The organism is Nocardia sp. NPDC049149, assembly GCF_043197455.1.
Classification (GTDB): Bacteria; Actinomycetota; Actinomycetes; order Mycobacteriales; family Mycobacteriaceae; genus Nocardia.
In genome coordinates, this window is the sequence record NZ_JBICTD010000011.1 from 241914 (window position 1) to 267670 (window position 25757).

Here is a 25757-nt window from a genome sequence, read left to right on the forward strand (position 1 = left end):
GATCCGAATAGGCTGCTGAGGGTGAGGGCAGGCATTGCGAGTCGAAGCTCGCTTGGATGGGACTGGGGCGTGGCACTTGTGGTGGCCGCGCTGCAGATCGTCGGCGGCACATTCGCGAACATGAGGATGGGCGACAACTCGCTCGATGTGCTCGGCTACCTGCTACTACTTGCCGGTCCGGTAGCGCTGATCTGGCGCAGAGCCAAGCCGATTCCGGTGCTGCTGGTCGCGCTAGGCGCCTGCATCGCCTACCTTGCGCTCGGCTATGGCTACGGGCCGATCTTCTTCTCGCTCGTCATCGCCTTCCTCACGGCCGCAAGCACCGGATCACGCTGGTGGACATACCCGCTCGTGCCGATCGGCTATCTCGTGCTGGTCTGGCCGGTGCCCGAATTGTTCGGGCGCGGCGCCAATGTGTGGCAGGTGTTCGCGCTGATGGCCTGGCTCACCGTGCTGCTCGCGGTGGTGGAGGGGATTCGGCAGCGCAATGTCGTGCTGGTGGCGCGCAGGCAGCGGGCCGAGGCCGCGCGCCGAGACGAGGAAGCACAGCGGGAGCGGCGGGCCAGCGAAGAACGCTTGGCCATCGCCCGCGAGCTGCACGACGTACTCGCGCACAGTCTTTCGCTGATCAATGTGCAGTCTTCGGTGGCGCTCGAACTGTTCGACAAGAAGCCGGAGCAGGCGGCCACCGCGCTGGATGCGATCAAGACCGCAAGCCGCGACGCCCTCGCCGAGGTGCACACCCTGTTGCATTCGATCCGCACCGGCGGCGCGGTGGCGGGCGAATCCGAGAGTGCGGACGAGGAATTCGCCGACACCGAGTTTCCCGACGACCCACCCGCCGACGCCCAGCGCGGCAGCCGCCGCCGCGGGCGCGGCTGGGTCGGTCGCAATTCCGCAGGCGCCGAGTGTATTCCGGCCGAGGACGACCGGACCCGTGGTGCCGGTGCCGATCCCGTCGAGGAGCCGCCGCGGCCCGCGGCGCCGCGGACGCCCGCACCGAGCATCGCCGATCTGGACGCGCTGCTCCAGCGCACCCGTGGCGCCGGATTGTCGGTGGGCACCAAGATCATCGGCACGCCCCAGCAGCTGCCGAGCGTCATCGATGTCGCGGCGGCCAGGATCATCCAGGAATCGCTGACCAATGTGGTGCGGCACGCGCCAGGCGCGGAGGCAACGGTGACGGTGCGCTACGCGGCGCAATCGGTCGACATCACCGTCGACAATTCCCGCCCGACCTCGACGGCGACCCGGTCGGGCACCAGCGGCGGCAATGGGATCATCGGCATGCGCGAGCGCACCCATGCCCTCGGCGGCGCCCTCACCGCCGGTCCGCGCCCGAGCGGCGGATTCCGGGTCGCGGCCAGGCTGCCGCTGCGCCCGCTCGAACAGAGCGAGCGCACCCCTGCGCCGAGTCGATCCGACGCAGACACCTCGCCGCGACCCGACAATGTGCGCCAGATCCGGCCCGGCGACGCGGCGACACAACAGCCGAGCGCCCCTGGCAGCCGTTAGGAGTTTCACGATGAGCATTAGGGTCCTGGTGGCCGACGACCAGGCGCTGGTGCGCGGCGGTTTCGTGGCGCTGCTCGAGGCCCAGGACGGCATCGAGGTGATCGGCGAGGCGGACAACGGCGAACAGGCCGTGCGGATGACCCGCAGCCTCACCCCGGACGTCGTGCTGATGGACATCAGGATGCCGATCCTGGACGGGCTCGCCGCCACCCGCATGATCGCGGAAGACGCCAAGCTCGCCGACGTGAAGGTGGTGGTGCTGACCACGTTCGAGCTCGACGAGTACGTCTTCGAGGCAATGCGTTCCGGCGCAACGGGTTTCCTGGTGAAGCACACCGAGCCCGCCGACCTGGTCCGGGCCGTTCGCGTGGTCGCGGCAGGCGACGCGCTGCTGTCCCCCGGCGTCACCCGCCGCCTCATCGCCGAATTCTCCGCACACGCCAAAACACCGCCGCCCGCGACCCTTTCAGAGCTCACCGAGCGGGAACGTGAGGTGATGGTGCTGGTCGCCGAGGGCCTCACCAACGCCGAAATCGGCGACCGGCTGTTCATGAGCCCCGCCACCGCCCGAACCCACGTCAGCCGCATCCTGATGAAGCTCGGCGCCCGCGACCGCACCCAATTGGTCGTGATGGCCTACGAATCCGGCCTGGTACGCCCCGGCTGGCAGTAACCGCCACCGGATTGCGGCCGCCTCGGGGCCGACAAGCGAAATCCGCACCGGTTCTGTCGATCCGCACCGTTTCTGGGCGCTCAGAACCAGTGCGGATCCACAGAAGGGGTGCGGATTTCGGTTCGGTCAGGTGCCGGGGTTGGCTTGTTCGCGCTCCGCGTCGGTGAATCCGGCGGGGGCGGGGCCGCCGCTGCGCAGCCGGGCCGAATAGCTGGCCGCAGACCGGAATACCCCTGAAACACCTTGGGGTGCAGCCGCATAGGTGATCGACTGGCGCGGGTCGAAGCCCATTTCGCTGCCGATCGTGACCGCGTCCATGTTGGCGCCGAGGAAAAGGAAGTTCCAGCTGTACACCTCACGCTGCTGAGTGATCAGCGATTTCACCGCAGTATGGGTCCATTCCTTGCTGGCATTCTCGTGGCCATCGGTGAGCACCACGACGATGACGGTGCCCGGCCGCTGCTGCTCGGGCCGTTTCGCCAGCTCGGCGCCGACGTCGGTGACGAGCCTGCCGACGGCGTCGTACAGCGCGGTCATCCCGCGCGGCTGCAGGTCGAGCGGCGGCACCTGCTCGATCGGACGGTTCGCGTAGACGCATTCGTATTCGTTGTCGAATTGCGCGAGGGTCACCTCGACGCCGTCCGGCTGCTCGCGCTGCTTTTCGAGATACGCGGCGAAGCCGCCCTCGGTATCGGTCTTGATCGACTGCATCGACCCGGAACGGTCGAGCAGTACGGCAATCAATGTCAGATCTGGATTCGTCATGAGCACCCCCAGTGTCGGTTCGGTGAACCACATCCAACGTACTCGCGCCAGGAAACATCGATCGGTGTCCGCTAAGGCGATCGCCCGCGGTGCTCCCGTCACCGGAAACACCCGCTGCTTCGCCCGACCGTTGACTCGCCTAGCAACAATTCGGCACCCGCGGCGAGGCCGCGCCACCGTGCAGCAGCAAACCCCGGGCACCGTACGCGTCGAGGCGTACGGGGAAGAGCGACGCTCGACCGATGCCTGGACAGGGGCGCTCGGCGCACGCTTTCAGCATGACCATTTTCACCCAACCCGAGGCGATGACGTTTCTCGCCGACCATTACGACGGCTGGCACCCGTGGCCGTTCTTCTGGATCTTCCCGCTGCTGTTCTGGATCGGCTTCCTCGCCGTGGTGTTCTTCGCGCGCAGGCGGTTCGCCGGGCACCAGAGCGGTATCGGCGCATTGCGCACCGCCTTCGCCAAGGGCGAGATCACCGAGGACCAGTACCGCAGCAGGCTCGCGGTCTTGCGCGAGCCCAAGCGCCCCGCCAAGAGCTGATGCTCCCGACCACCTGATGCCTCGCCGACCGCCGTCGGATCTCCCGACGGCGGCGCACTTTCGACACCCGGAGATCACCACCATGAGCATGACATTCGGTATCGTCCTCACCCCGCGCTCCGGCGCCGAGTGGGCCACCGCCGTGCGCGACGCCGAACAGCAGGGCTACCGGACCATCCTATTGCCGGACACGCTCTACACCCCCTCGCCGTTCCCGACGCTGGCCGCCGCGGCCGCCGTGACCACCACGATCCGCCTGCGCCCCAACGTACTTGCCGTTCCGCTGCGCACCGCCGCCGCGACCGTCCGGGAAACCGCTGCGCTGCAACTGCTCTCGGACGGCCGCTTCGAACTCGGAGTCGGCTCGGGACGCCCGGATGCGAGCTCGGAGGCCGAACGCCTCGGCATGCCTTGGAGTTCCGCTGCCGAGCGCCGTGCACAGGTGGCAGCCACCGTCGCCGCCGTCCGCGCTCAGGTCGACCCGGCGCCGCCGGTGATCGTGGCCGCCAACGGCCCGCGCATGCTCGCCGCCGCAGCCGAATACGCCGACCGCATCCTGCTCGCCGCAGGCCCGCAGGCCACCGAGGCGGAACTGGCCGAGATGGTCCGCATCGTCCGCGACAACACCGACCGCACCATCGCATTCAGCCACCAGCTCGTCGGCATCGGCGACCAGCTCCCCTACTGGACCAGCGCCCGCATGGGCCTGACCGCCGAAGGCCTACGCGCAGTAGGCGCGGCAGGCGTCCTAGACGCCGACCCCACCACCGCCATCGAAACACTCGAAACCCGAAGGGAGAAGTACGGAATCGACGAGCTGATCATCCCCGGCGAACTCGCCACCCCCTTCGCCCCCGTCCTCGCCCGCCTCCGCGTTTAGGTCCGGTGGGATCACAGAGCCTTCGCACTGTTCACAGAGGCTGGAGCTGCTGTGAACAGTGGACAAGATCTGTGGAACCTCGCGAGGGTCCCGGTGGACTCGGTTTCCGCTGGCGAGCGGGACACAGCTGCGGCTCAGCAGAGAAATCAGCCCGCTTCCGAAGGAAGCGGGCTGATTTCGTCGTTCCTCACCTACTCCGTTGGGAGTGGGCCGTTCTCGTCACTTACCCTCCCCCAGCGGGAGCGGGCGTTTACTCGCCTGCGGCCTCCGCGGTGCCTTCCGCGGCACCGGTCAGCACGACCTCGGGCTTCTCCTCGGTCTTGTCCGCCTTGGTCAGCTTCGCCTTGCCGGTGAAGGTGAACTTGGCGTCCTCGCCGGAGCCTTCGCCGTCCCAGCCCTCGACGTCGACCACGATGGTCTGGCCGGGGCCGATCTCGCCGAAGAGGATCTTCTCCGAGAGCTGGTCCTCGATCTCGCGCTGGATGGTCCTGCGCAGCGGCCGGGCACCGAGCACGGGGTCGAAGCCACGCTTGGCCAGCAGCGCCTTGCCCTGCGGGGCCAGCTCGATCTCCATGTCCTTGTTCTTCAGCTGCTTGGCGACGCGGCCGATCATCAGGTCGACCATCTGCACGATCTGATCGGTCGTGAGCTGGTGGAAGACGATGACATCGTCGATGCGGTTGAGGAACTCGGGGCGGAAGTGCTTCTTCAGCTCGTCGTTGACCTTGAGCTTCATCCGCTCGTAGTTCGAACCCTCGGCGTTGGACTGGGTGAAGCCCAGGCCGACCGCCTTGGAGATGTCCGAGGTACCCAGGTTCGAGGTGAAGATCAGCACGGTGTTCTTGAAGTCGACCGTGCGACCCTGGCCGTCGGTGAGACGACCGTCTTCGAGGACCTGCAACAGGGTGTTGTAGATCTCCTGGTGTGCCTTTTCGATCTCGTCGAACAGCACGACCGAGAACGGCTTGCGGCGCACCTTCTCGGTGAGCTGGCCGCCCTCTTCGTAGCCGACGTACCCGGGAGGGGCACCGAACAGCCGCGACGCGGTGAAGCGGTCGTGGAACTCGCCCATGTCGATCTGGATGAGCGCGTCGTCGTCGCCGAACAGGAAGTTCGCCAGCGCCTTGGACAGCTCGGTCTTACCGACACCGGACGGGCCGGCGAAAATGAACGAGCCGGACGGACGCTTCGGATCCTTCAGGCCGGCCCGAGTGCGGCGGATCGCCTTGGAGACGGCCTTGACGGCATCCTCCTGGCCGATGATCCGCTTGTGCAGCTCGTCCTCCATGCGGAGCAGCCTGGTGGTCTCCTCCTCGGTGAGCTTGAAGACGGGGATGCCGGTCCAGTTGGCAAGCACCTCCGCGATCTGCTCGTCGTCGACCTCGGCCACCACATCCAGATCACCGGAACGCCACTGCTTTTCGCGTTCCTGGCGCTTGGCGACGAGCTGCTTCTCCTTGTCGCGCAGCCGCGCGGCCTTCTCGAAGTCCTGCGCGTCGATCGCGCTTTCCTTCTCCCGGCGCGCATCGGCGATCTTGTCGTCGAATTCGCGCAGGTCCGGCGGTGCGGTCATGCGACGGATGCGCATCCGCGCACCGGCCTCGTCGATCAGGTCGATCGCCTTGTCCGGCAGGAACCGGTCGTTGATGTAGCGGTCGGCCAGGGTCGCCGCGGCAACGAGTGCGCCATCGGTGATGGAAACCCGGTGGTGCGCCTCGTAGCGGTCACGAAGACCCTTGAGGATGTTGATGGTGTGCTCGACCGTCGGCTCGCCGACCTGGACCGGCTGGAACCGGCGCTCCAGCGCGGCGTCCTTCTCGATGTACTTGCGGTACTCGTCGAGGGTGGTCGCACCGATGGTCTGCAACTCACCGCGGGCCAGCTTCGGCTTCAGGATCGAGGCCGCGTCGATGGCGCCTTCGGCAGCACCCGCGCCGACGAGCGTGTGCAGCTCGTCGATGAACAGGATGATGTCGCCGCGGGTGTTGATCTCCTTGAGCACCTTCTTCAGGCGCTCTTCGAAGTCACCGCGGTAGCGGCTGCCCGCGACCAGGGAACCCAGGTCGAGGGTGTAGAGCTGCTTGTCCTTCAGCGTTTCGGGAACCTCGCCATTGACGATGGCCTGCGCGAGGCCCTCGACAACGGCGGTCTTACCGACACCGGGCTCGCCGATCAGCACGGGGTTGTTCTTGGTGCGGCGGCTCAGCACCTGCATGACGCGCTCGATTTCCTTCGAGCGGCCGATGACAGGGTCGAGCTTGCCCTCGAGCGCGGCCTGGGTCAGGTTCCTGCCGAACTGGTCGAGCACCAGCGAGGTGGACGGCGTGCCCGCCTCACCGCGGGAGCCGGATTCGACCGGCTCCTTGCCCTGGTACCCGGACAGCAGCTGGATGACCTGCTGACGCACCCGGTTGAGATCGGCGCCCAGTTTGACGAGCACCTGCGCGGCGACGCCCTCACCCTCGCGGATGAGACCGAGCAGGATGTGCTCGGTGCCGATGTAGTTGTGGCCGAGCTGCAGCGCCTCGCGCAGGCTCAGCTCCAAGACTTTTTTGGCCCGTGGGGTGAACGGGATGTGACCGGACGGAGCCTGCTGGCCCTGACCGATGATCTCCTCCACCTGGCTGCGCACGCCCTCCAGCGAAATGCCGAGCGATTCCAGCGACTTGGCCGCGACACCCTCACCCTCATGGATCAGCCCCAGCAGGATGTGCTCGGTGCCGATGTAGTTGTGGTTGAGCATCCGGGCCTCTTCCTGGGCCAGGACAACGACACGCCTCGCGCGGTCGGTGAACCTCTCGAACATCGCTCCCTCACTCTCCTGCTCCGACATTCTGGCAACAGACGCCGCAGTGTGCTGTGTAACAACCGTGGGCGTCAGCCTGCCATGAAGCCCGGGGGTTGCGGCCCCCGCCTCCACTCTAGTTGGCAGGGAATGCTGCCGCCGCCAGTCCACCCTATTGGCGACCGGCGTCAGCACGGTCATTCACTCATAACGTGGGCGTTCCCGGATTCGTTTCAACTCGGGTTTTGCCCTCAGCGAACAGTGCTCAGCTGTTACCCCGTGAACGGCGGGATAAAACGGCACGGCACCGGCCTCGGGTGCGCCGGATCGAGAGCGTTGAGGACGAAGGTCGCGGCGCGTGGACTGCCCGCGATGCCTGCGTGTTCGGAAAAGTCCTGGCCGCAGCCGTCCTGGACGACGATGTTGGTGACGTTCGGGCCGGGTACCAGGCCCGACGTGTAGGGCACGACGAGCTCATCGAGGCGGGTCGCGATGTTCGTGTAGGTGATATTCGGGTGATAGACGCCGTCGGCGTTGAGCGCGTTGACGAAGTCCGACCCGGCGACCACCTGACGGCACGCCTTGCACAACGAGCCCATGACGGCGTCGAAGGCAGGTCCAGCGCCGAGCCGCTGGCTGTACGCGGCGACCTCGGCGATGCCTGCGACGTCCGAGCCGAGCCACGGCGGTGCGAGGGCGATCATCTTGTCCACCTTGTCGGCGCCGCCGAGCCGCTTGATGAAGTAGTTGCCGATGAAGTTGCCCTGCGAGTGTCCGATGATGTCGACCCGGTCGGCGCCCGTCGCGGCGCGCACCCGATCCACGAACGCGGCGAACTGCGGGGCGCTCTGCTCCATCGGAAGCATGCCGCCGATGGCTGAGATCGGCCACGGCAGGTCGTAGGCGCCGTAGGTGGTCGAGTACACGCAGTAGCCCTCGTTGGCGAGCAGGGGCGCGTACACACCCCAGTTCGTCTGTGCGCCACCGCCGGTGCCGTGCGCGAGGACCACCGGGTTCGGATGCTCGGCGCTCGGGCGGCACGACCAGTCGTTGGTGCCCGGTAGCGAGCCACCCGGATGCAGCAGCTCGTTCGGGATGCCCGCGAAGAAGTTGTAGTCGACCGGTAGCTCTGCGCGTGCGGGGCTCGCGGTGGTCGTGCACAGCGCGGCGATCAGGATGACGAGAAGGGAAAGGCCCGGAATATGCCGCACGGGTAGCCTCCAGAATCTAGAACGTGTTGCAGAAAACTACCGCAGGCGGCTACCTGGCCGGGGTCGAGTCGCGAAAGTCGCTGCGGCTTGGGCAACCTCGTGCGGAATGCCGCGAACCATCGCATGATGGAGCCACCGATCGGCCGGTAAAGTTTCGTCTACGACGCCCCGCTACGTCGCAGACACCGAAATCGCGACCCGGCAGCCGAACAAAGAGGCATGGTGCATTTCAGACAGCGAGATCCGGCGACCGAGCAGGTCCACCAGCTGGTGCGGACGCTCGCGGTGCCGCGCTCGTGGGATCGGACCACCCTGCTCGAACAGGTCGCGGCGCTGGTGCACAAGCGAATTCGGCTGATCCCGCTCGAGGCGGACACGGCGGGAAAACTGCCATGCGGGCTCGTGCTGGAACGCGCCGACGACGTGGTGATCGCCTACGACGCGACGGGCTCGGAATATCACGCCGACCACATCATCCTGCACGAAATCGGGCACCTGCTGCTCAAACACGGTGGGCGGCAGCCGGCCAACGCGATGGACGCCGCGGTGCGGATCCTGTTCCCCAACGTGAATCCGGCGACGGTGCTTCGGGTGCTGCATCGTGGCGACTACGACGATCTCGCCGAACAACAGGCGGAGTTGTTCGCCTCGATCATCATGTCCGCCGCGCGGACCGCGACGTCGGAATCACCGCTGCGGCGCGTGCTTTTCCACGACTGAGCGGTGCACTCTTCCTGGCCGACAGCGCTTTCCGCGCTCGTCATCGGTGCGGCACTTGCGCTGGCCGCGGTGCGGGTCGTCGCATTCCGCGCGACCTATCTCGACCGCAGGGCCAATCTCGCACTCGCGGGCCTCGTCGGCGCGACCGCGATGCGGGAGCCGACCTTCCAGCACTGGATGGTGTCTGCCTCGGCAGGACGACTATCGGAAGCCCTGCTCTTCCAACTTGCGATCTGCGCGCTCATCCTGTTGGCGGCCGTGACCATCGTGACGCTGGGATCCGTCCTCGGCACCCGATATTCGACGCAGGCCCTGCTCGGTGTCGCACTGGTGTGCTGCGGCGTCGGGCTTGCCTTCGGCAGTCGCGCCCGCGCAGCGGGCATCATGATCGAAGAAGACGTCGGCTGGTTCGCGTCCTGCTTTTGGATGTCGCTGTGCCCGTTGATCGTCTGGATGGACATACTCTTCGTCCGGGTCGCCATCGTGGAGCTGCGGGCGAGCACCGATCGGCGGGATCTCGTGGTACCCGCGATGAGTATCGGGCTGGTGAGTATCCACATTCTCAGCTTCGTGTGGGGACCGATCGTCGGCACGCAACAGACGTTCGGCATCTTCAATGTCTTCACCAGGATTCAGATCGCCACCGACCGTGACTTCATGCTGTACCAGCTCATCCTGTTCGCCGCGATCACGGCGATCCCGGTGTGGTTGCGCTTCGCGGCCCGGATCGGCATCGACTATCCGGCCCGATGCCGCAGGAGGTTGCTGCCGCTGTGGTCGGACCTGACCTCGGCGTGCCCGGAATGCATTTACGGCGGGCCGGTGGACACCGGGCTCGGCAGTCGATTCCTGCTGCATCGCACGGTGATCGAGATCCGCGACTGCCTGCGGATCCTGTCGCGGTACGACAGGGCCGACGTCGCAACGATGCCCGACGATGCGGGCCGAGATGCACTCGAGCACTATGCCGTTCGACTCGCGCGGGCCTGCGCGGCCAAACAGCGGGGCGAGCGACCGGCGGGCGGCACCGTCACCGTGCCGTCGTCCGCGGAAGACGTCGACGACGAAATCGCCGAGCTCACCGCGCTCGCGAAGCTCTGGGGCCCGGCCCGTGCCGCCGTGGCCGCCGAACAACGGCGCTGAACGGCCGCGACCCCGGCCGCCGCGCCAGACTCACGTCGGGCGGGCTCCGGGGTCGCGAAAGCGGCTGCAGCAGTAGGTGCTAGCGCTGCTGGTAAGGCTGCTGGTACGACTGGGCGCTCGGCTGACCGGGGAACTGGCCCTGCGTGGCCGAGGCGGCCGACCCGCTCGCGGCATTCACCTTGCCCTGCTGCACCCCCGAGGCGAACAGCGCGCCGCACAGCACAACGAAGGCCAGCGTGTGCAGCACCGCGCGGACGATGTTCCAACGGACCCAACTGGATTCGAAGTCGGCACGCACGGCGGCCAGGTCACCGATCTGCGCGGGATCGCCCGCGGCCATCAGCTGATCGTTCAGCGGCACGTTCAGCCCCGAGGTGACCGCGAATGCGATCACGTTGATCACCAACGCAACACCGATCCAGATCAGCACGGTGCGCTGATCCTTGCCGAGGTGCAGCGCCGCCGCCAGGATCGTGAAGCCGACGGTGCCGAGAAACCCGATCATGAACACCGGGTTGATGATGACCACGTTGATCTTCTGCATCACGTCGATCATGGTGCGATCGTCGGTCTGATTCAGCGCGGGCATCACCGAGTTGGCGTAGCCGTAAAAAAGACCCGCGATCAAGCCCGTGGCCAGCGTGGCCAGTGCCAAGGCGATGATTCGTCCGGCGGTCATGTGTCCTCCTGTGAAACCTGACCGGAGCCCTCAACGCTCCGGTTCAACGATTCTCAGTCAAGCCTGTTCCGACCCGGCTCTCCATGGCCAGGACGCTCGGCTGACTAAGCGATCGTCTACGGGAGTCTCACACACCGGGCTCAGAGGTCGCGATCGGAAATGAGTCCGCTGTGGATCGCCAGATACGCGAGCCGAACCCGTTTCGCGTTCTGCGGCAGGTCTTCCACGCCGAACTTGGTGAACAGCGCGCGCAGGTGCGTCTTGATCGCGTCGACACTGAGGAACAGTTCCTCGGCGATCTGCTGATTGGAGGCGGGGGTGGCGAAGGCCGCGTTGTTCTTGTACGGACGGCACAGCGCGATCAGCACCGCGCGCTGAGTGTCGGTGAGCTGCCGCAAAGTTGGGATGGAGCCGCTGGAGACGCGAGTGATGTCGTCTGTGACGCCGCCGAATTCGTGGAAGGACACCCGCGACGTGCCGACCCGGATGACATCACCCGGGTCGAGCCTGCGCCTGCCGACCAGCCGCTCGCCGTTGACGAAAGTGCCGTTGCGGGAAAGCCCGTCGTCGATGATCGTCCACTGCGCACCGAGGTACTCGATCGCCGCGTGCAGCCGAGACACCTCCGCGTCCCACGGCATGGCGAGATCGGCCTGCGGGGAGCGCCCGATGGTCACCCGCTCGCGGTCGGGGTCGAGCATGAATTCCTGCTGACGCCCCGTGTCATCTTGGAATCGTAAAAAAGATCCGACGAATCCAGTCACTGCGCTGATACCTCGCCTCTCCATACCGCCAGTGACCGTCGCACGTTATCCATGGTGCCGCGTCCTGGAACAACGAGCAAGATCGACCCGCGCGCCACGCCCGGCAGCGTGTCATCCGGGCGTACAGCTATATCGAAGGCCTATTAAACACAGTCGGCGCGAGTCTCGCACGACCTCCGCCCTCGATCGTGCGAGCGTGAGGCAGAAACAAGACCGCCGCCCCGGCGTCGCACGATTCGCTGGGACGGCGGGCGAAAAATATGAAACTAACCCTTGGCGGCCTTGTTGTACGCATCGGTGATGTCCGCGGAGATACGTCCCCGCGCGGACACCTTGTGTCCATTCCGACGTGCCCACTCGCGAATTGCCGCACTTTGTTCACGGTCGATCGAGACCCGACCCTTGGGGGCACCCGTCGCGGTCGCGGCAGCCTTGACCCGACGACGGCCACTGACCCGGCGCGCGCTCGAAACCCACTCTTCCAGACCGTCGCGCAGCTTCGCCGCATTTGCCGACGACAGGTCGATCTCGTACGACACACCGTCGATCGCAAACTCGATGGTCTCGTCCGCGATGGACTCACCATCGACATCGTCGATCAGGCTAACGGTGACCTTCTTTGCCATGAGATGAACGTCCTCTCGAAATCGTGCGACCCGCATACTAGGCCGATTACCCGAGGCAAGAATACCTCGAAATTCAAATTTTCCAAGACAGGGCCGAAATTTTGCAATCAGCTGGTCACCGAGTGACCGGTCGCACAATTGGGAACAGTATTGTTTCCCGGATTCCGAGACCCGTCAACGCCATCAACAGACGATCGATTCCCATACCCGTACCAGTCGTCGGCGGCATGCCGTGCTCCATCGCGGCCAGGAAGTCTTCGTCCAACGCCATGGCTTCGTCATCACCTTGCGCGGCTAGTCGCGCTTGGTCGACGAAGCGCTCGCGCTGGATCACCGGATCCACCAACTCCGAATAGCCAGTAGCCAACTCGAAGCCCCGGACATACAGGTCCCACTTCTCGGTGACCCCTGCCCTGCTCCTATGTTGCCTGGTGAGCGGTGATGTCTCCACTGGGAAGTCACGCACGAAAGTCGGTGCGTAGAGCTTGTCGCCGTACTGGTGTTCCCACAGTTCCTCGACAAGTTTGCCGTGCCCGTAGCCCTTGTCCGCCGGAATTTCCAGACCGACCCGATCGGCGAGCTCGAGTAATTCGGCAACCGACGTTTCCGGCGTCACGGATACGCCAAGGGCGTCCGAGAGCGAGGGGTACATCTCGACCGTTGCCCACTCCCCGCGCAGGTCGTATTCGGTGCCGTCGGCGAGCGTCACCACCTGGGTGCCGAACACCTCCTGGGCGACCTCCTGGACCAATTCCCGGGTCATCCGCGCCGAGTCGTCGTAGGTGCCGTACGCCTGATACGTCTCCAACATCGCGAACTCGGGCGAATGCGTGGAGTCCGAACCTTCGTTGCGGAAGTTCCGGTTGATCTCGAAGACCTGCTCCAGCCCACCGACCACGCAGCGCTTGAGAAACAGCTCCGGCGCGATGCGCAGGTAGAGATCCATATCGAGCGCATTGGAATGGGTGACGAACGGCCTTGCCGCGGCGCCGCCGTGCAGCGTCTGCAGCATCGGCGTCTCGACCTCGAGGAAACCGCGTCGCTCCAGCGCATTGCGCATCGCGCGCACCACCGCGATCCGCGTCCGTGCCATTTCCCTGGCCTCCGGCCGCACGATCAGATCGACATAGCGCTGCCTGACCCGCGACTCCTCGTTCATCTCCTTGTGCGCCACCGGCAACGGACGCAGCGACTTGGCCGCCATGAACCAGGAATCGGCCATCACGCTCAATTCGCCCGTGCGCGAGGAGATCACCTCGCCGTGCACGAAAACGAAGTCGCCGAGGTCGACATCGGACTTCCAGGCCGCGAGCGCCTCGGCGCCGACGCCGTTCAGGCTGATCATCGCCTGCAGCTTGGTGCCGTCACCCTCCTGAAGGGTGGCAAAACACAGCTTGCCGGTATTGCGCATGAATATGACGCGTCCCGCGACACCGGCCTGCAGGCCCGTCTGGGTGTCCGCCGCGAGATCGGGATAAGCCGCCCGAATTTCGGCGAGGGTATGTGTCCTCGGCACCACGACGGGATAGGCCTCACCGCCGTCCGCGAGCAACCGCTCCCGCTTCTCCTTGCGAATCCGTATCTGCTCCGGGGCGTCGTCGGCGTCAGGCGCCACGGCAGGCCGCGAATCCGATGCGGGATCGCTGGAGGGGGAAGTGTTGCTGGTGCTCACATCCAACAACCCTAGCGTGCATCGGAAATCGTTTTGCGCGCCGCCCGTCCTACTTCGCGTAGTAACGAATCGGTATCGGTTCCTGCCGGGCCGCGGCGCCGGATTTGTACGGTCGGCGTTTGCTTACCCGTCACCGTCGACGCCCCGTCCCGCCCGGTTGCCTGCCCGAGAAATAGCGGATGCGCATCGCCATCAGCCCGAAAGCACTTGCGCGCCCGTATGTTTCGAAGTGGAAGCGAAAGGGAATTACAGCGAAGCGAGCGAGGCGACCTCGCGGGTGAAGTGCGGCGCCTGGATTCCGATGTGCAGCAAGCCCGCCGCCTTCAATGCGTGGTAGCCGCCGACCAGATCGGTCGCGCGGTGCAGCCCGAGTTGCTGCAACGATGCCGCGGCAAGGCTGGAGGTATAGCCCTCGGAGCAGGAGATGATCCATTCCACGTCGTGATCGGTGGCCAGCGCCAAACGGGCCGAACTGGTCGGATCGAGCCGCCATTCCAGGACATTCCGCTCGATCACCAGGGCGCCGGGCAACGCGCCTTCGCGGGCACGCTGCGCCTGCGGCCTGATGTCGACCAGAATCGCGCCTCTGGCCAGAGCCTTCGGCAATTCGAAGGCATAGATCCTGGTCAGCTGGGATCGTGCGTTGTCGAGCATCTGATCGATGGTCAAACGGTTCATTACATATCACCTTCGGGCTGGTCGGTGAGAACGGTTCTGGTGCGCCGCAAGGTGCCGTGGCCGGTGACCTCGTAATAGGACATGGCAGACAGCGGCGGGGAATAGGCGTGCACGCTGAGCGTCGGGTCGAGCAGTGCGGGATCGAGTGCGGTTTCCGTGGCGGCGTCGACGACCGCGTGCGCGGGGGCACGCATCACGTCGTGCACCCAACCGATCGGGAACGACGCTTGATCGCCCGCGGAAAGGATGCGGCGACGTAACTCGGTGCCGTTCCATCGATATTCCGACAAGGCGCCGCTGAGTACGGTCAATGCGCCGAGCGAACCGGCATGGTCGTGCAGTTCGGTGGATTTTCCGGGGGTCCAGCTGATCAACCAGACATCGACTTCGTCATCGGCGAGCAGCCGGGTCGCCCACCGTTCATCCGACGGCCAGATGCCATTACTGGGTAGTAGATGGTCATACCGGCCGGCCAGTACGTCTTCGGCACCTTCATCGGTCAACCGGAGCAAATCGGCGGGGCGCAAGCGCGTCGGCAATGCGGAAGCAACGGCGCGTTCCAGCGGCGGGGTAGCCGAAAACGCGTCACGCGCGGAGGTAAGGGAAAGAACAGAAGAACGCATGAGCGAATCTCCAGGAGTAAGTGAACGGTCGAGGGCGGTGGTCAGCCTCGATCGGTCGAGGCCAGGTCAGCCTCGACAACACTCCTGGGTGCGCACGCGGAAATACACGTCGGAGAGTGTAGCAGGCGCACCGGCATTATCGGCAAGACCCCGCCGGTGCGACAAATCCGACATCGCGCGAATCAGACACTGCCCTTGCGGCGTTGGTTGCGCTCGTATACGAGGCGAAGACCGGTCAGGGTGAGGTATGGATCGTGGTCGTCGATGGTCTCCGACTCCGGCACGATCAGCGCGGCGCTCGGCCCGGTGGCGACGACCGCGACCTCGTCGCCGGCAAACGCGGCGAACTCGTCCCGGATCCGGTCGATCAGCCCGTCCACCATTCCGGCGAAACCGAAAACCGCACCGGACTGCATGCATTCCATGCTGTTCTTGCCGAGCACCGAACGCGGCCGCGCCAGCTCGGCTCGGCGCAGCGCGCTGCGCTCCACCAGCGCCTCCATCGAAATCTCCACGCCGGGCGCGATGATCCCACCGAGGAATTCGCCCTTGGCCGAGACCAAGTCGACGCAGATCGCGGTGCCGAAATCGACGACGATCGCGGGCGAGGAATAGTGCTGATAGGCGGCGAGGCAGTTCACGATGCGGTCGGCGCCCACCTCTTTCGGGTTGTCGACCAGCAGCGGAATACCGGTGCGGACGCCGGGCTCGACCAGCACGTGCGGCACGTGGCCCCAATACTGGCTCAGCATTGTCCGCAGTTCCCGCAGCACCGGCGGCACCGTGGACAGCGCCGAAACTCCGATCACCTCATCGAGTTGCGCACCGACCAGGCCGCGCACCTGCATGGCGAATTCATCGGCGGTCAACAGCGGATTGGTATGAATCCGCCAGTGCCGCACCAGTTTCGCATGTGCGCCGCTGCCCGAGAACAACCCGAGCACGATGCTGGTGTTGCGGACATCGATTGTCAGCAGCATTGACCGGCCCTGTTCAGCCGTGCGCGATGGACAGGGAACGCGGCGAAGTCAGGCCGGAACCCGCGGGCGCATGCGCCGGATCCGAGCCGAGTTCGACTGGTCGATTCCGGTCGTCCACGAAAACAACGCGAGGGTCGTATTCCGCGATTTCTTGTTCGTTCAACTGGCCATAAGCGATCAAAATGACCAGATCGCCAGGGTGCACCAAATGCGCTGCGGCGCCATTGATGCCGATCACGCCGGAGCCGCGGGCGCCCGCGATGACATACGTCTCCAGTCGAGCCCCATTGTCGATATCGACGATGCAGACCTGCTCGCCCTCGAGCAGATCGGCGGCGTCGAGCAGGTCTTGGTCGACTGTGACGGAGCCGACATAGTGCAGATCGGCGTGGGTCACCGTGGCGCGGTGGATCTTCGACTTCATCATGGTGCGCAGCATGGCGTCGCCCTTTCGTTGCTTCTAGGCCTTGGCAGGCTGGGAGTTCCGCGGGGCGGAGACGTTGGGATGGCCGTCGATCGGTGCGCCGAGGGTGACAGCGACGTTGTCGATCAGGCGGGCAGGGCCGACCTTGGCGGCGACCAGCAGCCGGGCATTGCCGGTCACCGGGGCGGGTTCCAAGTTGGCGGAACGCAATTCGAGATAGTCGACCTCGATGCCCGGCATCGCGTCGAGGACCTGGCGGGCCGCGGCCAACACCGCGTCGGCGCCGAGGCCGCCCGCGTGCTTGCCCGCCACCAGCGCCGCGGACAGTGCCAGCGCCGAAGCGCGTTGTGTCGCATCGAGATAGCGGTTGCGCGACGACATGGCCAGACCGTCCGGCTCGCGAACCGTGACCACCGGCTTGATCTTCACGTCGATGTTCAGATCCCGGACCAGCTGGCGGATCAGCGTGAGCTGCTGGTAGTCCTTCTCGCCGAAATACGCCTCGGTCGGCCGCGCGATCAGCAGCAGCTTGGCGACCACGGTCAACATGCCTGCGAAATGCGTTGGCCTGCTCGCACCTTCGAGCTCGGCACCGAGCGGGCCCGGCTGCACAGTGGTGCGCTGACCGTCCGGGTACATCTCGGCCGCGCTCGGCGCGAACACCAGCTCGACGCCTTCCCCGCGCAGCAGCTCGACATCGGCGTCCAGCGTGCGCGGGTACTTGTCGAGATCCTCGTTGGCGGCGAACTGCAATGGGTTCACGAAGATCGAGACGATCACGACCTGGTTGGTCCGCTTGGCCTGCCGCACGATCTCCAGATGCCCCTCGTGCAGCGCACCCATCGTCGGCACCAACGCGACGGTGCGGCCGACGCCACGCAAGGCGTTGGATACCTGGGTGATCACCGCGGGGTCGTGGTGCACGGTCAGTTCACCGGGGCGGTATGCGCCACGGAGTTTCGGGTCGAACATCAGCGCCCTTTCAGCAGCTCGATGACGGCGGGATTGGTGCCTGCCCGCTCGGCGGTGCGCAGCGACAGCGCGCGATAGCCCTCGGCAAGACGGGGATCGACCGACTGCAGCGCGGTCAGATGCGCGGCAACCGCGTCCGCGTCGCCGCGGGCCACCGGCCCGGTCAGCGCGGACTGTCCGCGCCGCAACGCGTTGTCGAGCGCGGCCGAGGCGAGCGGCGCGAGCAGCCGCTCGGCCAGCCCGTTCGGTTGATCGTCGACGATCTGCTGGCCGAGCAAACCGGGTCCCGCCAGCGCAACCCGCAGTGCCGCAAGGGCATCCACGATCACCGTGACCAAGTGATTGCTGCCGTGCGCGAGCGCCGCGTGATAGAGCGGGCGGTTCTCCTCTTGCACCCGGACCGGCTCGCCGCCCATCTCGATCACCAACGCCTGACCGATCGCGTAGCCGATCTCGTCGGCGGCGGTGATGCCGAAACACGCGTTGCCCAAACGCGAAAGGTCCTCGTCGTGACCGGTGAAGGTCATCGCAGGGTGGATGGCCAGCGGCATTGCGCCCAGCTCGGTGAGCGGCGCGAGCACGCCGACACCGTTAGCACCGGACGTGTGCGCGACGATGGTGCCCGGCCGAACCGCCTTGGCGCTCGCCAAACCACGGGCCAGGCCGGCCAGTTCGGTATCGGGCACGGCGAGCAGCAGCAATTCGCTGCGGGCTGCGATCTCCTCGACCGGGAGGATCTGGGAATCGGGCAGCCGGTGCTGCGCGCGCTGCACCGAGGCATCGGAAATCGCGGCGACACCGAACACCACATGTCCGGCGCGCTCGAGTGCCGCTCCCAGTGCGGAGCCCACGCGTCCCGCCGAGACGATTCCCACCGTCAGGCGTGCAGGCGCGGGGTCGTAGCCCGAAGTCGCGTTGTCAGGATTCACGCTTCTCGAGGTCAACATTGTCCTCTCGATGTCGTTCCAGTCCCGCCATGCGGGTACCGGACGTTACGTCATCGAGGATATCGGCCCACCGTTCGCCGATGCCACGGCCCCGGTCCGTGATTTACAACGCAGGGCTATTGGCCGCGTGGCCGCGGCGCCGTTCGCTCGCAAAACTCGCGCTGTGCGGGGTCGGATTGGTCAGACAGCGGCGGAAGGGACGTCTACCGGCGGTCGCGGCTCTGTTCTTCGGACTGGAGGTTCGCCATGATCTCGGCGACCGAGAGTCGGCGCTCCGGCGTTGCGGAGTCGGTGTCGGAATCGGCGCGCCGCCGCCTGCGCGAGCTTGCCGTGCCGACCGTCGGCGCCTGTGTCGTCGGCCAGGCCGAGGGTCGAGTCGCCGGGGTGGACGACGGCGCGGGGGCACTGGGTGGTTCGGGTGCAAAGCGTGGTTCAGGGGCGAGGCGCGGTTCGGGGGCAGGCTGGATGACCGGCCCCTCGGTGAACGCGTCGGCCCAACCCGACGAGGACTGGGTCACCTCTTCGTACCGATGGACGTTGTCGTGCCGACGGTCGGTGAGGTCGACGTCGGTGACCTCGGCGTCGCTCTCTTCGTAATCGGGTGAGACAACAGATGTCTCGGCCGTGACCGGATCGTCGAAGGGACTGGCGAAGAGCGGCGGCTCGGGATGATCGGGCACGAACACCGGGGTCACGGTGCTGCGCGGTTGCTGATTTCCCGGGTAGGACCAGACGCCGGCATTCGCCGAGCTATTATTCGCCGGGTCGCCTGCCGCGCTGGTCAGCTCCTGAATTCGGGTCGCATCGGCGCGCAATGCGGGGCGCTCCATCAGCAGGTCACCGTCGAACAGCCGCTGCAGGCTCTGCCTGAGCACGGTGAGTTCGGCGCGCAGCGCGGCCAGCTCGGCGGCATCGGCGCCCACCTCCTCGCGCACTCGGGTCTCGATGCCGAGTTCGAACTCGCGCCTGGCCGTCACCTCGCGCTCGAGTTGCAGCTCGTACACCGTCTGCAGGTCGCGGACCTTGGCTTTGTCGATCGTCGCTTCCTTGCGATACCTCGTCGCAGCTAACGCGCCGATGACGGCCGCCCACAGCGCCGCTACCAGACCGATCCGTACGAACTGCAAGCTGTTGCTGAAGACCAGAAAAACGCTGGCAACCAGACCGAGCAGAATCAGCACACCGATGAACAATTTTCCCGCGTCTTCCCGCCGCCGACGGGAAGTGCTGGTACGGGAGGGTGAAACCATGCACGCCAGGGTAGCTTGATCGTTCCGTCCCGCCCACAGCATCGCGCGGTGATTCCGAACGAGATAATCGCTACGTGGTTGCCGGATCGTCGGTGGGGTCCTCAGGAGCCCGGCAGCAATACTCGAGCCACAGCGCCGCAGCAACCAAAGCGACCCCCGCCAGCATCCCGACGACCGCGCCGGGACTGTCGGCCGCCGCGGCGCCCAACGTGCCCCGCTGCGGGAACACCCAGCAGAGGAAACCGAGCCACACACCGGCGGCGATCGAACCGACCTGCAGCGAGGCCTTGGCCAGCGCGACCGCGCGCGCCGCGGTGATCGGATGCAGCTGATGCCTGCCGTTGCCGAGCTCGTTGTCGTTCACCCTGGCCCGAATCACGAACGCCAGCACCGCTTCAATGGCCGCGACCGGATACAGCGACGCGCCCGCATAGACCGAGATCGGCGGAAAACTGTTGTAGGCCATCCTGGTAGCGATCCACGCGACGATCGCCGCGATCACGACATTCGCCACCAGATCGAGCACGCGAGTCGGCTTCAGCTTCACAGAGCCGATCCTTCGGCGGCAGGTAACAGCGAAAGCTCGGTGCGGTGCACGCCGGCCCGCTCGTCGGCGGAGAGCTCGTCGAGCAGATCGGTGATCGCCTCGGTGTGCCCGTCCACCTCGAGCGTCGCATCGGATTCCACGTCGAGCCAAGGGATCAGGACGAACGCGCGGCGGTGCGCCTGCGGGTGCGGCAACGTCAGCGTCGGGTCGTCGCTGCGACAGACAACGAGCGCGCCGTCCACCCGCTCCGCACACCAGATCACGTCGACATCGAGAGTGCGTGCGCCCCAGCGCACTTCGCGGACCCGATCGGCGGCCTGTTCCAGCTGCTGCCCGAGCCGCAGCCAATCCGCGCGGTCGAGCTCCGGATCCTCAACCACGACAATGGCATTGAGGTAGTCGTCCTGTTCGACACCGCCCCACGGCGCGGTCGTGTACACCGGAGACACCGCGACGACCCGGCCCCCGAAACCGTCGACCACGCTGCGCAGATGCGCGAGCCGGTCGCCGAGATTCGAACCGATCGAGAGCACAGCACGACTCATACCGCAGGCTCCCCACGGTGGCGCGACGTGACGACCCTGACATCGGCGAACGCGTGCGGAATAGGCGCGGAGGGCTTGTGCACAACCACCTCTACCGAGCTGATGCGCGGATCGGTCATCACGTCGTCGGCGATCTCGGACACCACGGTCTCGATGAGGTTGCGCGGCGGGCCCTGGATGATCCGCACCGCATTCTCGGCGAGCTGCCCGTAGTCGACGGTGGCCACCAGATCGTCGGAGGCAGCGGCGACGGCGAAGTCGACCCACACGGTCAGGTCGACAACGAACTCCTGGCCGTCGCGACGCTCGTGATCGAACACCCCGTGATGCCCGAACGCGCGTAGGCCGCGCAGCTCGATCCGATCGGCGCCGCGGCGGATCGACGAATGTGCCTGCGCCGCAGCGTGCTCGGTGGCGACCGGGGATTGGTTCATCGGTGGGGTACTCCTCACGAGCTCGACGGCCTGGCGATGGTGTGCCCGGCCGCGGTGCGCCAGGCGTCGGTCACGGTGATGGCGTCCAGCGAGGCGCGCACGTCGTGCACGCGCACACCCCATGCCCCGTACATGGCGGCCAGCGCGGAGACGGTGGCGGTGGCGGTCTCGCGGCCGTCGGGCGGTCGCGGACCGGCGTCGTCGGCGAGCAGCGCGCCGAGGAAACGTTTGCGGGAGGCGCCGATGAGGATCGGCAGACCGTCGGCCACGAGCTCGGGCAGCGCGCCGAGCAGTGCCCAGTTGTGTTCGGCGTTCTTGGCGAAGCCGAGGCCCGGGTCGAGAATGAGCCTGGCCGGGTCGACGCCCGCGGCGACGGCCAGGTCCACCTGCGTGGTGAGTTCGGCGAGCACCTCGGCGACCACGTCGTCGTAGTGATCGGCCGGGCCGGTGTGCCGGTAGTCCGCGCCCGCGCGCCAGTGCATCAGGATCCACGGAACATCCGCGGCGGCAACGATCTTCACCATGTCGGGGTCGGCGCGGCCGCCGGAAACGTCGTTGATCACCGAGACGCCCACGTCCAGCGCGGCCTCGGCGACCCGGGCGCGCATGGTGTCGACGCTGGTCGGGACGCCCGCCGCAACCAGGCCGCTGATCACCGGAACCACCCGTGCCGCTTCGGCTTCCGGATCGATGCGCACCGCGCCCGGCCTGGTCGACTCACCACCGACGTCGATGATGTCGGCGCCTGCCGTGTAGAGCTCGACGCCGTGCGCGATCGCGAGCTCGGGATCGAGGTAGCGCCCCCCGTCGGAGAACGAATCACTGGTGACGTTGACGACGCCCATCACCACACAGGAGCGGCCGTCACGCGCACCAATCATGTGTCTCGTCACTCCCGGCTGCGCCTCGCTGTCGCTCGGCTCCGCCGTGCGCGAAGGCACGCTGTGATGTCGGTTCACTCGCTGACGCTCGCTCACTTCCGCAGAATCAGATCAAGCGCCTCGGCACGCGAGGACGGGCTGGACTGGAGCAGGCCGCGCACCGCCGAGGTGGTGGTGCTCGCGCCGGGTTTACGGATGCCGCGCATCGCCATGCATAGGTGCTCGGCCTCGACAACGACGATCGCGCCGCGCGGGTCGAGCTTGCGCATCACCGCGTCGGCGATCTGGCTGGTCAGTCGTTCCTGCACCTGCGGGCGCTTGGCGTACAGGTCGACGACGCGAGCCAGCTTGGACAGCCCGGTCACCCTGCCGTGCTTGCCGGGAATGTAGCCGACGTGCGCGACGCCGTGGAACGACACCAGGTGATGTTCACAGGTCGAGTACATGGGGATGTCGCGCACCAGCACCAGTTCCTGGTGGCCTTCGTCGAAGGTGGTGTTCAACACCGCGTCCGGCTCGACATACAACCCGGCGAACATTTCCCGATAGGCGCGCGCGACGCGGGCGGGCGTATCGATCAAACCGGGGCGGTCGGGATCTTCTCCGACAGCGAGCAGCAACTCACGAACCGCGGCTTCGGCGCGCGCCTGGTCGAAGGGCTGCCCCGTCCCGAGGGCGACCAGTTCTGGCCTGGTCACACCGTTTCCGGAACCGTTTTCCGCGATACCGTCCGGATCGGCTAGCGCATGGCCGCCGACGTGTTTATTGGCCGACAATCGAGGACACCTCCAAAATCTCGAGTGCCGGCAATTACTCGGCACCCCGATGGTCGAGCCTAATCGTCGCCACTCGCGCGGCGCGAGCAGGAGGCCCGGAGGCAACGGCTCGGATAACCATCGAGGTAACGCGAGCGCCGCCGATCCCATTCCGCACCTCTGCCAGGCCCGGACGTGTCCGTACCTTCGTCAGGCCCGGACGTGTCCGTACCGCTGCCGGGCCGGACGCGGCACTTCGGCGAGCCGTGCCCGCCGAGGTGCCGCCAGTCTTCAGTGTCGACCGTTCGGTCCATCCCATTCGCCGTTGTCGCTCTCGCCGTTGGGGTTGGCGCGACCGGGCTCGTGATAGCCGGGTCGGTCGGCGTAGCCACCGCGGTCGTAGCCGCCGTCCTGGGGCCCGCCCTGCGGGCTCCACGGCTGCTGGCCGTGCCGCTGCTGCGGTTCGGTCCAGCCGCTCGGCTGACCGGGCTGCTGCTGCGGCTCCTCCCGCGGCGGCCAGCCGGGGGCCGACCAACCGGCGGGAGCGCCGTAGTCGGGGCGTGAGCCGTGCGTACCACCGCGCTGCGGGTAGGCGGGCGACGGCGCCTGCGGCAGCGGGTAGCCGCTCGCGGGCTGCGCCGGGTAGCCGTACTGCGGCGGTGTGGTGTAGCCACCGTCCTCCGGATAACCGTTGGCGGGCTGGCTTTCCCGTGCCGCGCCCGCAGGCGCGGGGACCTGCTCCGGCGGCGGCCACGGCTCGCCGCGTTCGATCGCCAGCTCGCCCGGCGTCTTGACCGGCGGCTTGGTCGAGGGGACGCGATCGCCGAAGTCGTTGAACGCGGTGATCCTCGGCCGCTTCTCCACCGTGGCGAGCAGCGTTTCGAGTTCCTTGCGGTGCAACGTCTCTCGCTCGAGCAGCGCCGTCGCCAGCACGTCGAGCACATCGCGGTACTCGTTGAGGATGGCCCACGCCTCGGTGTGCGCGGCCTCGATCAGGTTGCGCACCTCCTCGTCGATGGCGCCAGCGACCTCGTGCGAATAGTCCGAGGCCTGGCCCATCGAACGGCCGAGGAACGGATCGCCCGCCTCCTGGCCGTAGCGCACCGCGCCGAGGCGCGAGCTCATGCCGTATTCGGTGACCATCGCGCGCGCGATCTTGGTGGCCTGGTCGATATCGGAGGACGCGCCGGTGGTCGGCTCGTGGAACACCAGTTCCTCGGCCGCGCGGCCGCCCATCGCCATCACCAGGCGGGCGATCATCTCCGAGCGGGTCATCAGGCCCTTGTCGTCCTCGGGCACCGTCATGGCGTGGCCGCCGGTGCGGCCGCGGGCCAGGATGGTCACCTTGTAGACCGGCTCGATATCGGGCATCGCCCAGGCAGCGAGCGTGTGGCCGCCCTCGTGGTAGGCGGTGATCTTCTTCTCGTGCTCGCTGATGATCCGGCTCTTGCGACGCGGGCCACCGACGACCCGGTCGACCGATTCCTCCAGCGATTCGCCGGTGATGACCGCGCCGTTCTCGCGCGCGGTGAGCAGTGCGGCCTCGTTGATCACGTTGGCGAGGTCGGCGCCGGACATGCCGACGGTGCGCTTGGCCAGGCCGTCCAGATCGGCTTCGGGCGAGATCGGCTTGCCCTGCGAGTGCACCCGGAGGATGGCGCGGCGGCCTGCCAGGTCGGGGTTGCCGACCGGGATCTGCCGGTCGAACCGGCCGGGGCGGAGCAGCGCGGGATCGAGGATGTCGGGGCGGTTGGTCGCCGCGATCAGGATGACGCCGGTGCGATCGCCGAAGCCGTCCATCTCGACGAGCAACTGGTTCAGCGTCTGCTCCCGCTCGTCGTGGCCGCCGCCGAGGCCTGCGCCGCGCTGGCGGCCGACCGCGTCGATCTCGTCGACGAAGATGATGCACGGGCTGTTCTGCTTGGCCTGCTCGAACAGGTCGCGCACCCGGGAGGCGCCGACACCGACGAACATCTCGACGAAGTCCGAACCGGAGATGGTGAAGAACGGCACCCCCGCCTCACCGGCGACGGCCCGCGCGAGCAGCGTCTTACCGGTTCCCGGCGGGCCGTACAGCAGCACGCCCTTCGGGATCTTGGCGCCGAGCGCCTGGTAGCGCACCGGGTTCTGCAGGAAGTCCTTGATCTCGTAGAGCTCTTCGACCGCTTCGTCGGCGCCAGCCACGTCCGCGAACGTGGTCTTGGGCATGTCCTTGGACAGCTGTTTGGCCTTCGACTTGCCGAAGCCCATCATGCCGCCGCGGCCACCGCCCTGCATGCGGGCCATCACGAAGACGAACAGGCCGAGCAGAATGATCATCGGCAGCACGAAGAGCAGGATCTGGGTGAGCCAGCTCTCCTGCTTGACCACGGTGTTGTACGGCGCGCCCGAAGCCTTCACCGCGTCGAAGACCTGTCCGGACGTCTGACTACCACCGGGGTACTTGGCGAGGATCTTGCTCTGGCCACCGGTCGCGTCGTTGCCGTTCTTCAGCTCGATCCGCAGCTGCTGCTCGCGGTCGTCGATCTGGACGTTCTTGACGTTGCTCTTGTCGGTCAGCTGGCTCAAAGCGACGGATGTGTCGACGTTCTTCCAGCCGCGCGTGTCATTGCCGAAGTAGCTGAACGCATAGATCACGAGCAAAATGCCCGAGACTATGGCCAGGGTGCGAAACACAGTCTTGCGGTTCATAGAGCGTCGGCCGGCCGGCCAGTCCTTTCCGGTGTCTCCGGTTCTTGCTAGC

At 66.6% G+C, this 25757-nt stretch carries 26 protein-coding genes; 6 read left to right on the forward strand and 20 right to left on the reverse strand.

What is annotated here, in order from left to right:
* The first annotated feature begins 69 nt into the window (after positions 1-69).
* Both ACGFNJ_RS36370 and ACGFNJ_RS36375 read left to right on the forward strand, forming a co-directional pair.
* The gene (locus tag ACGFNJ_RS36370; protein WP_393459091.1) at positions 70-1515 is read left to right on the forward strand and encodes a sensor histidine kinase; all 1446 of its coding nucleotides are present in this window, start codon (positions 70-72) and stop codon (positions 1513-1515) included.
* A gap of 10 nt (positions 1516-1525) precedes the next feature.
* Positions 1526-2188 (forward strand): response regulator, encoded by a 663-nt coding sequence (locus ACGFNJ_RS36375; RefSeq protein WP_393459094.1) that lies wholly within the window; start codon positions 1526-1528, stop codon positions 2186-2188.
* A gap of 126 nt (positions 2189-2314) precedes the next feature.
* Here the strand turns inward: ACGFNJ_RS36375 and ACGFNJ_RS36380 are convergent, their stop codons facing one another.
* Complete coding sequence (locus ACGFNJ_RS36380; protein WP_393459097.1) at positions 2315-2953, reverse strand: VWA domain-containing protein; 639 nt, start codon at positions 2951-2953, stop codon at positions 2315-2317.
* A gap of 278 nt (positions 2954-3231) precedes the next feature.
* Here ACGFNJ_RS36380 and ACGFNJ_RS36385 point away from each other — a divergent pair, with 278 nt between their 5' ends.
* On the forward strand, positions 3232-3498 hold the full coding sequence (locus tag ACGFNJ_RS36385; RefSeq protein WP_393459100.1) for a hypothetical protein: 267 nt from the start codon (positions 3232-3234) through the stop codon (positions 3496-3498).
* An 82-nt stretch (positions 3499-3580) separates the two neighbouring features.
* Positions 3581-4378 (forward strand): LLM class flavin-dependent oxidoreductase, encoded by a 798-nt coding sequence (locus ACGFNJ_RS36390; RefSeq protein ID WP_393459103.1) that lies wholly within the window; start codon positions 3581-3583, stop codon positions 4376-4378.
* A gap of 250 nt (positions 4379-4628) precedes the next feature.
* Here ACGFNJ_RS36390 and ACGFNJ_RS36395 read toward each other — a convergent pair whose 3' ends face one another.
* On the reverse strand, positions 4629-7184 hold the full coding sequence (locus ACGFNJ_RS36395) for an ATP-dependent Clp protease ATP-binding subunit (RefSeq protein WP_393459106.1): 2556 nt from the start codon (positions 7182-7184) through the stop codon (positions 4629-4631).
* A 251-nt stretch (positions 7185-7435) separates the two neighbouring features.
* A complete protein-coding gene (locus ACGFNJ_RS36400) occupies positions 7436-8374 on the reverse strand; it encodes an esterase/lipase family protein (protein WP_393459109.1) in 939 nt (312 codons plus the stop codon).
* 219 nt (positions 8375-8593) lie between these two features.
* Here ACGFNJ_RS36400 and ACGFNJ_RS36405 point away from each other — a divergent pair, with 219 nt between their 5' ends.
* Together ACGFNJ_RS36405 and ACGFNJ_RS36410 are read left to right on the forward strand one after the other, a co-directional pair.
* Positions 8594-9094 (forward strand): hypothetical protein, encoded by a 501-nt coding sequence (locus ACGFNJ_RS36405; protein WP_393459112.1) that lies wholly within the window; start codon positions 8594-8596, stop codon positions 9092-9094.
* 3 nt (positions 9095-9097) lie between these two features.
* A complete protein-coding gene (locus tag ACGFNJ_RS36410; protein WP_393459115.1) occupies positions 9098-10237 on the forward strand; it encodes a DUF6545 domain-containing protein in 1140 nt (379 codons plus the stop codon).
* A 79-nt stretch (positions 10238-10316) separates the two neighbouring features.
* On the opposite strand, the gene ACGFNJ_RS36415 is transcribed toward ACGFNJ_RS36410, so the two are convergent.
* The 17 genes from ACGFNJ_RS36415 to ftsH form a co-directional block, all read right to left on the reverse strand.
* A complete protein-coding gene (locus ACGFNJ_RS36415; RefSeq protein ID WP_393459118.1) occupies positions 10317-10916 on the reverse strand; it encodes a DUF1772 domain-containing protein in 600 nt (199 codons plus the stop codon).
* A gap of 140 nt (positions 10917-11056) precedes the next feature.
* Entirely contained in the window at positions 11057-11617 is a 561-nt protein-coding gene (locus tag ACGFNJ_RS36420) for an FHA domain-containing protein (RefSeq protein ID WP_393459121.1), read from the reverse strand.
* Between the two features lie 329 nt (positions 11618-11946).
* Positions 11947-12306 (reverse strand): Lsr2 family protein, encoded by a 360-nt coding sequence (locus ACGFNJ_RS36425; protein ID WP_069165913.1) that lies wholly within the window; start codon positions 12304-12306, stop codon positions 11947-11949.
* 115 nt (positions 12307-12421) lie between these two features.
* On the reverse strand, positions 12422-13921 hold the full coding sequence (gene lysS / locus ACGFNJ_RS36430) for a lysine--tRNA ligase (RefSeq protein WP_393459281.1): 1500 nt from the start codon (positions 13919-13921) through the stop codon (positions 12422-12424).
* A 303-nt stretch (positions 13922-14224) separates the two neighbouring features.
* Positions 14225-14647 (reverse strand): rhodanese-like domain-containing protein, encoded by a 423-nt coding sequence (locus ACGFNJ_RS36435; protein WP_069165944.1) that lies wholly within the window; start codon positions 14645-14647, stop codon positions 14225-14227.
* 8 nt (positions 14648-14655) lie between these two features.
* Positions 14656-15279 carry a cysteine dioxygenase gene (locus ACGFNJ_RS36440; protein WP_393459124.1) on the reverse strand — a complete coding sequence of 208 codons (624 nt, stop codon included), beginning with the start codon at positions 15277-15279 and terminating at the stop codon, positions 14656-14658.
* A 182-nt stretch (positions 15280-15461) separates the two neighbouring features.
* Positions 15462-16259: a type III pantothenate kinase gene (locus tag ACGFNJ_RS36445; RefSeq protein ID WP_393459127.1), complete on the reverse strand. Its 798-nt coding sequence runs from the start codon at positions 16257-16259 to the stop codon at positions 15462-15464.
* A gap of 13 nt (positions 16260-16272) precedes the next feature.
* The gene (gene panD, locus ACGFNJ_RS36450; RefSeq protein ID WP_069165911.1) at positions 16273-16698 is read right to left on the reverse strand and encodes an aspartate 1-decarboxylase; all 426 of its coding nucleotides are present in this window, start codon (positions 16696-16698) and stop codon (positions 16273-16275) included.
* Between the two features lie 21 nt (positions 16699-16719).
* Positions 16720-17655 (reverse strand): pantoate--beta-alanine ligase, encoded by a 936-nt coding sequence (gene panC, locus ACGFNJ_RS36455; protein WP_393459131.1) that lies wholly within the window; start codon positions 17653-17655, stop codon positions 16720-16722.
* Positions 17655-18584 carry a Rossmann-like and DUF2520 domain-containing protein gene (locus ACGFNJ_RS36460; RefSeq protein WP_393459134.1) on the reverse strand — a complete coding sequence of 310 codons (930 nt, stop codon included), beginning with the start codon at positions 18582-18584 and terminating at the stop codon, positions 17655-17657. Before ACGFNJ_RS36460 ends, panC begins: the two co-directional genes overlap by 1 nt.
* A gap of 221 nt (positions 18585-18805) precedes the next feature.
* Positions 18806-19852: a DUF6779 domain-containing protein gene (locus ACGFNJ_RS36465; protein ID WP_393459137.1), complete on the reverse strand. Its 1047-nt coding sequence runs from the start codon at positions 19850-19852 to the stop codon at positions 18806-18808.
* 70 nt (positions 19853-19922) lie between these two features.
* Positions 19923-20393, reverse strand: coding sequence for a DUF3180 domain-containing protein (locus ACGFNJ_RS36470; RefSeq protein ID WP_393459285.1), 471 nt, complete (start codon positions 20391-20393; stop codon positions 19923-19925).
* A gap of 2 nt (positions 20394-20395) precedes the next feature.
* Positions 20396-20944 (reverse strand): 2-amino-4-hydroxy-6-hydroxymethyldihydropteridine diphosphokinase, encoded by a 549-nt coding sequence (gene folK / locus ACGFNJ_RS36475; protein ID WP_393459140.1) that lies wholly within the window; start codon positions 20942-20944, stop codon positions 20396-20398.
* On the reverse strand, positions 20941-21378 hold the full coding sequence (folB, locus tag ACGFNJ_RS36480; RefSeq protein ID WP_393459143.1) for a dihydroneopterin aldolase: 438 nt from the start codon (positions 21376-21378) through the stop codon (positions 20941-20943). Before folB ends, folK begins: the two co-directional genes overlap by 4 nt.
* A gap of 14 nt (positions 21379-21392) precedes the next feature.
* The gene (gene folP / locus ACGFNJ_RS36485) at positions 21393-22259 is read right to left on the reverse strand and encodes a dihydropteroate synthase (protein ID WP_393459146.1); all 867 of its coding nucleotides are present in this window, start codon (positions 22257-22259) and stop codon (positions 21393-21395) included.
* A gap of 92 nt (positions 22260-22351) precedes the next feature.
* Positions 22352-22984 (reverse strand): GTP cyclohydrolase I FolE, encoded by a 633-nt coding sequence (gene folE / locus ACGFNJ_RS36490; RefSeq protein WP_393459288.1) that lies wholly within the window; start codon positions 22982-22984, stop codon positions 22352-22354.
* A 321-nt stretch (positions 22985-23305) separates the two neighbouring features.
* On the reverse strand, positions 23306-25705 hold the full coding sequence (ftsH, locus tag ACGFNJ_RS36495; protein ID WP_393459149.1) for an ATP-dependent zinc metalloprotease FtsH: 2400 nt from the start codon (positions 25703-25705) through the stop codon (positions 23306-23308).
* Positions 25706-25757: the final 52 nt, after the last annotated feature.